This is a genomic window from Pseudomonas sp. GW821-FHT01C01 (assembly GCF_059422645.1).
The window spans coordinates 20,216-29,469 of the sequence record NZ_JBWKXF010000033.1 but is presented as its reverse complement, the minus strand read 5'-3'; the positions used below and the strand labels follow the sequence as shown (position 1 = coordinate 29,469).

Genomic DNA, 9,254 nt, shown 5'->3' with positions numbered 1-9,254 from the left:
TTCGCGGGCAAGCCCGCTCCTACAGGGATTGCAGCGTTCAACGGTTATTGGCTATCGCTCACCTGGAGTTGCCCATCCCAGCCACCCCCCAACGCGGCAATCAACTGCACGCTGGCGATCAAGCGGCTTTGCAACAGGTCCAGGTTACTGCGCTCGTTGCTCAGCGCCGCCGCCTGGGTCACGACCACATCGATGTACGCAATCAAACCGGCCTTGTACTGATTCTGGGTCAGGCGCAGCGATTCACGGGCGGCATCCAGTGCCTGTTGGCGCACGACGGCTTCGTCCTGCAGCACCTTGAGCTGCACCAGGAAGTTTTCCACCTCGCGGAATCCGTCCAGCACGGTCTGGCGGTACTTGGCCACGGTTTCGTCATAGGCCGCTTCACTGCGGTCGACTTCCGCCGAGCGCTGGCCGCCGTCGAACAGGGTCATGGCCAATTGCGGTCCTACCGACCAGAAGCGGTTCGGCAGGCTGATCCAGTTGGAATACGTGCTGCTGCTGTAACCGCCGTTCATGTTCAATGTCAGGTCGGGGTAATAGGCAGCCTTGGCCACGCCGATGTTGGCGTTGGCGGCCATCACCGAGCGCTCGGCGGACGCGATGTCCGGGCGACGCTCCAGCAACTGCGAAGGCAGTGCCGGCGGTACTTGCGGCAACTGTGGAATGTCGCTGCTTTCCGCCAGGCTGAATTCCGCCGGCGGCAGGCCGATCAGCACGGCAATGGCGTTCTCGAACTGCGCGCGTTGCCAGATCAGGTCGACCATGTCCGCTTCGGTGCTCTTGAGCTGGGTCTGGGCCTGGGCCACGGCGTCCTTGCCGGATACGCCGGCGCGGTACTGGTTTTCGGTCATCTTCAGCGACCGCTGATAAGCCGAGACCGTGTCTTCGAGCAAGCGCTTCTGGCCATCGATCACGCGCAATTGCAGGTAATTCTGCACCAGCTCCGACTGTTGGCTCAGGCGCATCGCAGCCAGATCGGCAAAGCTTGCCTGGGCATTGGCGGTGTCGGCTTCGAGGCCACGGCGCAGCTTGCCCCACACATCCGCCTCCCAACTGACACCCACCTGGGTCGAGTACGTATTGCGAATACCGCTGGACGAACTGCTCAGGCTGGAGCTGCTGCTGCCGGTGCCCTGGCTTGAACGGTTCTTGCTGACGTTCAGGTCGACCGTCGGGAAAAAAGCCCCGCGAGCACTGCGCACCAATGCCTGGGCCTGACGGAACTGCGCCTCGGACTGGGCCACGGTCTGATTGGAGCTGTTGAGTTTGTCGATCAGGTCATTGAGTTGCCGGTCGCCGTACAACTCCCACCACGCGCCGCGAGCCAGGGCATCGCTCGGGTTGGCCTGACGCCAGCCCTCCGCAGCCTTGTACTGCGCCGGCTCGGCGGTTTGCGGGCGCTGATAATCCGGGCCGACGGCGCAGGCACTGAGCATCGCCACGCACAGCGACAGGCTCAACAAACGCGAGCCTCGAGCCGTGATCAGCGGTGCAGCCAGGTTGAAAAGCGAACGTTCAGTCATAGCGGAGTTTCCAGAGCAGCATCGGTACGCACCCCACGCCATTTATTGAAGCCATGGCGCAGTTTGTCGAGATAGAGGTAAACCACCGGGGTGGTGTAAAGCGTCAGCACCTGACTGAAGATCAGCCCGCCGATGATGGTCAGGCCCAGCGGCTGGCGCATTTCCGCCCCTTCGGCGCGGCTCAGCAGCAACGGCAAGGCACCGAGGATCGCCGCCAGGGTGGTCATCAGAATAGGTCGCAAACGTTGCAGGCAGGCGCTGCGAATCGACTCCAGCGGTGCCATGCCCTGGTGTCGCTCCAGCTGCAACGCCAGGTCGATCATCAGAATCGCGTTTTTCTTGACCACGCCGATCAGCAGAAACAGCCCCAGCAACGAAATCAGGCTGAACTCGCCGCCCAGCGCATAGATCGACAGCAACGCGCCGACCCCGGCTGACGGCAGGGTGGACAGGATGGTCAGCGGATGAATGTAGCTTTCGTACAGCACCCCCAGCACCAGATACACCGCCACCAGCGCGCCGAGAATCATGAACGGCTGGCTTTTTTGCGTGGCGGCAAAGGCATCGGCGGTGCCGGCCATCTTCACGATCACATCTTCCGGCAACCCCACCTTGGCGATCGCCCGCTCGATGGCGGCTGTACCCTGCTCCACCGTCACGCCTTCGGCCATGTCGAAGGAAATGCTTTCCGAGGCGAACTGGCCCTCGTGGCTGACCCGGTCGTTTTCCAGGCTGTTTTCGTAATGCGCGAAGGTCGACAACGGGATCCGCGCGCCGTCAGCGGTGATCACCTGGACCTGCTTGAGGGTAATCGGGTCCTGGGCGTACTTCGGGTTGACCTCCATCACCACCTGATACTGGTTGAGGCTGTCGTAGATGGTCGAAATCTGCCGCTGACTGTAGGCGTTGTTCAGCACCGCCGTGACCATGTCCATGTCGACACCCAGGCGCTTGGCCTGGTCACGGTCGACGATCAGGGTCACTTGCCGGGCACCACGGCCTTCCCGCGCGTCAATCGCCGTCAGCTCCGGCAAGGCCCTGAGCGCGGTGACGACTTTCGGATACCACTCGCGCAATGCCCCAAGATCCCCACTTTGCAGGATGTACGAGTATTGCGAGGTGGTCTGCTCACGGCCGCCACCGAATTGCAGGTCCTGATCCGCCATGAGCATCAGCTGTGCACCGGGAACCTTGGGCATTTCCTTGCGCAGGCGTTCGATGACTTTCTGCGCGGAAATGTTGCGTTCCTTGATCGGTTTCAGGCGCACCAGCATGAAGGCGTTGTTGGTGCCGTTGGAGCCGCCGATGAACCCGGCGACGCTTTCTACCGCCTCGTCCTTCAATACCGCACGGCGGAAAATCTCCATCTTCGGCTGCATGACGCTGAAGGACAGGCCATCGTCGCCGCGCACGAAACCGATCAGTTGCCCGGTATCCTGTTGCGGCATAAATGTTTTAGGAACAACAACATACAGCGCAATGTTGACGCCGATTGTCACAAACAGACTGAGCAACGTCAGGCGTTTGTGCCGCAGCACCCAGTCGAGGCTGGTGGCGTACTTGCCGACCATCCACTCGTTGGTCTGCTGGCTCCAGCGTTGCAGGCGGTTCTCCTGCCCCGGCGTATGCGGCTTGAGCCAGCGGGCGCAAAGCATCGGCGTCAGGGTCAACGACACCACCAGCGACACCACGATGGCGGCCGCCAGGGTGATGGAAAATTCGCGGAACAGGCTTTCAATGATTCCGCCCATGAACAGGATCGACAGGAACACCGCCACCAGCGACACGTTCATCGACAGCAAGGTAAAGCCGACTTCCTGAGCACCGAGGTACGCGGCCTTCATCGGCCGCACGCCTTCGTCGATGTGCCGGGAAATGTTCTCCAGCACCACGATGGCATCGTCCACCACCAGCCCGGTGGCCAGGATCAGCGCCATCAGCGACAGGTTGTTCAGCGAAAAGCCGTAGAGGTACATCACGGCAAAAGTGCCGACCAGCGACACCGGCACCGCCAGGGTCGGGATCAGCGAGGCGCGGAAGTTACCGAGGAACAGGAACACCACCAGAATCACCAGGGCCACGGCGATCAGCAGGGTCATTTCCGCTTCGTGCAGCGTCGCTTTGATCACCGGCGAACGGTCCATGGCCAGGTTCAGTTTGACGCTGGCCGGCAGTACCGCCTGCAACGCCGGCAACTGGGCCTTGATTTCGTTGACCGTCTCGATGATGTTGGCGCCGGCCTGCCGGTTGATCACCAGCAATACCGCTGCGTCATCGTTGAAGAAACCGCTGTTGTAGCGGTCCTCGACGCCATCGCTGACCTTCGCCACATCCTTCAGGCGCAGGGCCGCGCCGCCGTTGTAGTGGATGATCAGCGACTCGTAGTCCTTGGCTTTTTCCAACTGGTCGTTGGCCTGGACCTGCCACAGCCGTTGATCATCTTCCACCGAGCCCTTGGGCCGGCGCACGTTGGCATTGGCGATGGTGTTGCGCACATCGTCCAGGGCCACGCCGTACTGGTTCAGCGACTGCGGTTCAAGCTCGATACGCACCGCTGGCAGGGAACTGCCGCCGATCTGCACCTCACCGACGCCCTGCACCTGGGACAGGCTCTGGGACAGGATCGTCGAGGCCAGGTCATAGAGCTGGCCTTTTTCCAGCACATCCGAGGTCAGCGACAGCACCATGATCGGCGCCTGGGACGGGTTGACCTTCTTGTAAGTCGGCATGCTGCGCATCCCGCTGGGCAGCAGGTTGCGCGAAGCATTGATGGCCGCCTGCACTTCCCGCGCCGCGCCGTTGATGTCGCGGTCCAGGTCGAATTGCAGGATCACCCGGGTCGAACCCTGGCTGGAACGGCTGCTCATGGTGTTGATCCCGGCGATGGCGCCGAAGGAGCGCTCCAGCGGCGTGGCCACGGTCGACGCCATCACCTCGGGGCTGGCGCCGGGCAGGCTGGCCTGCACCACGATCACCGGAAAGTCCATTTGCGGCAGCGGCGATACGGGCAGCAAACCGAAGCTCACGCCGCCCAGCAGCATAATCGCGAGGCTCAGCAACATGGTCGCGACCGGACGCTTGATGAAAGGTCCCGAGAGATTCATCGATGACGGCTCCCGACACCAACCCACGAGCCCTGCTGCCCCCCTGTGGGAGCGGGCTTGCTCGCGAAGAGGGCCTTGCATTCAACATCCCTGTCAACTGACCGGACGCCTTCGCGAGCCCCGCTCCCACAGGTTATGCATGCCGTCATACCGCCGCCTCCTGAGCGCCGGTCTTGCCAAAGCGCCGACCGAGACGGTCGAAATACAGGTAAATCACCGGCGTAGTGAACAGCGTCAGAATCTGGCTCAGCAACAGGCCGCCGACCATCACCAGACCCAGCGGCTGGCGCAGTTCTGCGCCGGAACCGGTGGCCAGCATCAACGGCACCGCACCGAACAACGCGGCCAGGGTGGTCATCAGGATCGGCCGGAAACGCAGCAATGCCGCCTGATAGATCGCCGTTTGCGGGTCCATGCCCTGATTGCGCTCAGCGTCGAGGGCGAAGTCGATCATCATGATCGCGTTCTTCTTCACGATGCCGATCAGCAGAATGATACCGATGATCGCAATCATGCCCAGGTCGTTGCCGCTGAGGATCAACGCCAGCAAGGCGCCCACCGCCGCCGAAGGCAAGGTCGAAAGAATGGTGATCGGGTGGATATAGCTCTCATAGAGCACGCCCAGCACGATGTACATGGTCACCACCGCCGCCAAAATCAGCAGCAAGGTGCTCGACAGCGAGGCCTGGAAGGCTTCGGCCGCGCCCTGGAACTGGGTCTGCACGCCAATCGGCATGCCGATGTCCTTCTGCACCTGCTCGATGATCTGCACGGCATGCCCCAACGCCACGCCGGGCGCGAGGTTGAAAGACATCATCACTGCCGGGAACTGGCCGATGTGGGTGATCGCCAATTGCGCCTGGCGCTCCTCGATATGCGCCAGGCTGGACAGGCGTACCTGCCCGCCATCGGTGGTCTTGACGTGAATCTGGTTCAGCGCATCCGGGCCGATCTTTTCGCCGGCCTGCGATTGCAGCACCACGCGGTACTGGCTCGCCTGGGTGTAGATCGTGGAAATCTGCCGTTGACCAAAGGCGTCGTACAGCGCATCGGTGATGTTCGACACCGACACACCGACCCGCGACGCCGCATCGCGGTCGATCACCAGATAAACCTGCAAGCCCTTGTCCTGCAAATCGCTGGCAACGTCGGTCAATTCCGGGCGGTCGGCCAGGGCCTCGACCAGGCGCCCGCTCCACAGGCTCAGCAGTTCCGAGTCCGGCGACGACATGCTGAACTGGTACTGCGTACGGCTGACCCGGTCCTCAATGGTCAGGTCCTGCACCGGCTGCATGAACAGGCGGATGCCGACCAGCTTGTCCAGCTCCGGTTGCAGGCGGGCAATCACTTGCATTGCACTCAGGTCGCGGTCGTGGTGCGACTTGAGGTTGATCAGCAACCGACCGCTGTTGAGGGTCGAGTTGTCGCCGTCCACGCCAATGTAGGAAGACAGGCTCTCGACGGCCGGGTCGGCCAGAATGACCTTGGCCAGTTCCTGTTGGCGCTCGCTCATGGCGGCGAAGGAAATCGATTGCGGTGCTTCGGAAATGCCCTGGATAACCCCGGTGTCCTGCACCGGGAAGAAGCCCTTGGGCACCACCATGTACAGGAAAACCGTCAGCGCCAGGGTGCCAATCGCCACCATCAAGGTCAGCGGCTGGTGCTTGAGTACCCACTGCAACTTGCGTCCGTAAGCGGCGATCATCCAGTCGATGAACGCGCCGCTGGCGCGGTAGAAACGGCCCTGCTCTTCTTCCTTGGGTTCACGCTTGAGCAGCCGCGCGCACATCATCGGCGTAAGCGTCAGGGAAACGACCAGGGAAATCAGGATCGCCACCGCCAGCGTGATGGCGAACTCACGAAATAACCGCCCGACCACGTCCGCCATGAACAGCAGCGGGATCAGCACGGCGATCAACGACAACGTCAGCGAGATCAGGGTGAAACCGATCTGTTTGGCGCCCTTGAGCGCTGCGTTCAACGGGCTGTCGCCCTCCTCGATGAATCGGGAAATGTTCTCCAGCATGACGATCGCGTCGTCCACCACAAAACCGGTGGCGATGGTCAGGGCCATCAGGGTCAGGTTGTTGACCGAGAACCCTGCCAGGTACATCACGCCGAACGTGCCGATCAGCGACAGCGGTACCGCCACCGACGGAATGATCGTGGCGCTGGCGCGACGCAGGAACAGGAAGGTGACCATGACCACCAGGGCGATGGCGATCAACAGTTCGTGCTGCACGTCCTTGACCGAGGCGCGGATAGTCTGGGTGCGGTCGGTCAGCACCACCACGTCGAGGCCGGCCGGCAGGTTATCGGTGATGCTCGGCAACAGGGCCTTGATCCGGTCCACTACCTCGATCACGTTGGCACCCGGCTGACGCTGGATGTTCAGCAGTACGGCCTGATTCTCGTTGGCCCACGCAGCGAGCCGCTCGTTCTCGGCACCGTCGACGATTTCTGCCACGTCCTTGAGCCGCAACGGCGCGCCATTGGCGTAGGCCAGGATCAGGTTGGCGTAGTCCTTGGGCGAGGTCAGTTGATCGTTGGCATCGAGCATCGAAACCCGGGTCGGGCCGTCGAAGTTGCCCTTGGGCTGGTTGACGTTGGAGGCACCGATCAGCGTGCGCACGTCCGACAGGTTCAAGCCGTTGGCCGCCAACGCCTCGGGATTGACCTTGATGCGCACGGCCTGACGCTGGCCGCCGGCAATGCTGACCATGCCGACGCCGCTGATCTGGGCAATCTTTTGCGCCATGCGCGTATCGACCAGATCGTTGAGCTTGGGCAACAGCATGGTTTTGGAGGTGATGGCAAGGGTCAGCACCGGCGTGTCGGCCGGGTTGACCTTGTTGTACACCGGCGGTGCCGGCAGGTCCTTGGGCAGCAAATTGGTCGCGGCGTTGATCGCCGCCTGCACTTGTTGCTCGGCCACGTCCATATTGATGTCGAGGCTGAAACGCAGGGTCAGCACCGACGCGCCGCCGGAACTGGTGGAAGCCATTTGCGTCAGACCGGGCATTTGCCCGAACTGCCGCTCAAGCGGCGCAGTCACCGCGCTGGTCATGACATCCGGGCTGGCGCCGGGGTACAGGGTCATGACGCGAATGGTCGGGTAATCGACCTGGGGCAATGCCGACACCGGCAGCAATCGATAAGCGATGACGCCGGCCAGGATAATGGCCAGCATGCTCAGCGTGGTGGCTACCGGGCGAAGGATGAACAGCCGCGAGAGATTCATGCGCCGCCCTTTTTCGCCTTGTCAGTGGTCGCAGGCTCAGCCGCGTTGGTCGCCGACTTGCCTTGCAGGTGTTCGGTCGGTGTGACCGGCACGTCCTGGCTGTCGTTGACCACTTCCACGTCACTGCCGTCCTTCAGGCGGTCGGTACCCTCCAGCACGACCCGCTCGCCCACGGCCAGGCCTTCAGTGACCACGGTGTTCAGGCCATCGCTGGCGCCGACTTTCAACTGACGGATCTTGACCTTCTTGTCCCCGTCCAGGGCATAGACGAACGTGCCATTAGTGCCGAACTGGATCGCGGCGGAAGGCGCGAGTACGACGTCCTTGAGCGTGTCGGCCAGCAGGCGCACGTTGACGAACTGGTTGGGGAACAGCGACTGATCGCTGTTCTCATAACGGGCCTTGAACTTGAGGGTGCCGGTGGTGACGTCGATCTGGTTGTCGAGGCTCTGCAATACGCCAGTGGCCTGCAACTTGGTATCACCGCGATCCCAGGCTTCAGCGGGCAATCTGGCCCCGCTACGATAACGGGCGAGCACGGTGTCGAGGCTGTTTTCCGGCAGGGTGAAGGCCACGCTGATCGGTTGGGTCTGGGTGATGATCGCCAATGCTGTGGTGTCGTTGGCGGCTACCAGGTTGCCGACGTCCAGTTGACGCAGGCCCACGCGACCGGTGATTGGCGCGCGGATCCTGGTGAATTCGAGGTTGAGCCTGGCATCGTTGACGGCGGCCTGATTGGTCTTGACCGTGCCCTGGAATTGACCGACCAGCGCTTCGGCGGTGTCCAGGGTCTGCTTGGCGATACTGTCTTCCTTGTAGAGGCCGCGATAACGCTCGACATCGACTTGGGCGTTCTTCAACTGCGCCTGATTCTGCAGCAAGGTGCCTTCCGCCTGGAGCAAGGCGTTCTGGTAAGGACGCGGGTCGATTTCGGCCAGCAGGTCGCCTGCCTTGACCATCTGCCCTTCTTCGAAATAGATCTTGACCAGCTCTCCGCCGACGCGGCTGCGGACATTGATGGTGTTCAGTGCCGTGACCGTGCCCAGCGCCTTGAAATACAGCGGGAAGTCACCCTTGACTGCCGGCGCCACACGCACCGGTACCGGCCCGGACGCGCCGCCGAATCCAGGTCGCATTCCACCCGACCTGCCGGTATGTCCGGCAACGGCTTTCTGCCCCGCAGCCTCTTTGGGTGCAGCGCTGCCGGGCCAGAATTTCCAGCACAGGGCGGCGATGACCAGCAGGACAAGCAGGCCGAACAGCCAGCGACGGGGACTACGGGAAGCGGAGGATTGCATTGAGTGATCAACCATTGGGCGCGTGGGCTTCTTTTACATGAGGCTGAACGATAAGCACTGGCGGGTTTTAAGCAAAGCGCCTTTA

At 62.2% G+C, this 9,254-nt stretch carries 4 protein-coding genes; all 4 read right to left on the bottom strand.

Going from position 1 to position 9,254, the window contains the following annotated elements; genetic code table 11:
• Positions 1-44 precede the first annotated feature (44 nt).
• Positions 45-1,526 (bottom strand): efflux transporter outer membrane subunit, encoded by a 1,482-nt coding sequence (locus AC07XF_RS19290; protein WP_495027703.1) that lies wholly within the window; start codon positions 1,524-1,526, stop codon positions 45-47.
• Positions 1,523-4,630 carry an efflux RND transporter permease subunit gene (locus tag AC07XF_RS19285; RefSeq protein WP_495027702.1) on the bottom strand — a complete coding sequence of 1,036 codons (3,108 nt, stop codon included), beginning with the start codon at positions 4,628-4,630 and terminating at the stop codon, positions 1,523-1,525. The genes AC07XF_RS19290 and AC07XF_RS19285 overlap by 4 nt, the downstream gene beginning before the upstream one ends.
• A gap of 145 nt (positions 4,631-4,775) precedes the next feature.
• Positions 4,776-7,871, bottom strand: a complete 3,096-nt coding sequence (locus AC07XF_RS19280) for an MdtB/MuxB family multidrug efflux RND transporter permease subunit (RefSeq protein ID WP_495027701.1) — start codon at positions 7,869-7,871, stop codon at positions 4,776-4,778.
• Positions 7,868-9,184 (bottom strand): MdtA/MuxA family multidrug efflux RND transporter periplasmic adaptor subunit, encoded by a 1,317-nt coding sequence (locus AC07XF_RS19275; protein ID WP_495027700.1) that lies wholly within the window; start codon positions 9,182-9,184, stop codon positions 7,868-7,870. The genes AC07XF_RS19280 and AC07XF_RS19275 overlap by 4 nt, the downstream gene beginning before the upstream one ends.
• Positions 9,185-9,254: the final 70 nt, after the last annotated feature.